This is a genomic window from Bacillus sp. AFS001701, from assembly GCF_002559405.1.
In the GTDB taxonomy this organism is placed as follows: Bacteria; Bacillota; Bacilli; order Bacillales; family Bacillaceae_G; genus Gottfriedia.
Window position 1 is genome coordinate 1 of record NZ_NTZO01000718.1, and the last position, 821, is coordinate 821.

Annotated in this window: 1 protein-coding gene; it reads left to right on the forward strand. The window is 32.4% G+C overall.

Annotation, left to right across the window (positions count from 1 at the left end):
* The first annotated feature begins 308 nt into the window (after window positions 1–308).
* A complete protein-coding gene (locus CN514_RS26090) occupies window positions 309–485 on the forward strand; it encodes a hypothetical protein (protein WP_176526079.1) in 177 nt (58 codons plus the stop codon).
* Window positions 486–821: the final 336 nt, after the last annotated feature.

An 821-nucleotide genomic window follows, 5' to 3' on the forward strand; every position in this document is an offset into this window, starting at 1 on the left:
TTTACAAAGGGTACAATTTACTACTGCTAGGGACCTTTTTTTACCATCACAACAAAGTATGCGAATATCCGTACGAATTAAAGTAGCCGCTCAATTTAGATAATCTCTTCATTACATTCCGCAAGAGAATAAGGCATTCTATTTCAGAAACTTCTACTTCATGACCATTTAATCTCTCGTGTTTAGTGAAGTATAAATGATGTTACTCCTCATTCGCTTATTTTCTGAGTGCATTATACCGCATTATTTGGTATGCTTAACGGACAGTTATTGATCGGTTCAACTAATCTGAAAGAAGAGGGTGTCACATGGGGAAATTGAATGCAGTCGAAAAGTTACAAAAAGAATTAATTAAGACGCGTGAAGCAATCGACGTCTTAAAAACTATTCTAGCGAGGAAGCATGATCCTCAACTGGCGGAACAGTTAACGAAATTAATTAACGAACACAATGAAATCGTGACACAGATAAAAAACATCCAGTAAGGATGTTTTTTTGGTTCCGAATGCGGAACACTTAGTCCAACTATACTCATATGAATATTGTTTTATTCATTTTTTAAATTTTCTGGGCACAGTTGTTTACATCCTTGAAGCTAGATAAACTATTTTATTTTTTCAATTCAGTGCTGATTCTCTTTTATGAGATAATTTTTTTCTAGATACACAAAGCGTTACTTAATGGGGATTTTTCGTACGGTTTATTTGTAAACTTGTCCGTTAAATTGTCCGCACATTTTTATTTATATTTAATTCTATAAAAAGTGAAATAAAAAAAACCTTGAAATTACAAGGTTTTTTTACTATATTTTCTCTACTACT

What these genes read in the sequence shown, in the direction of transcription:
- CN514_RS26090 (WP_176526079.1), top strand. Translation starts at nt 309, where the DNA reads ATGGGGAAATTGAATGCAGTCGAAAAGTTACAAAAAGAATTAATTAAG.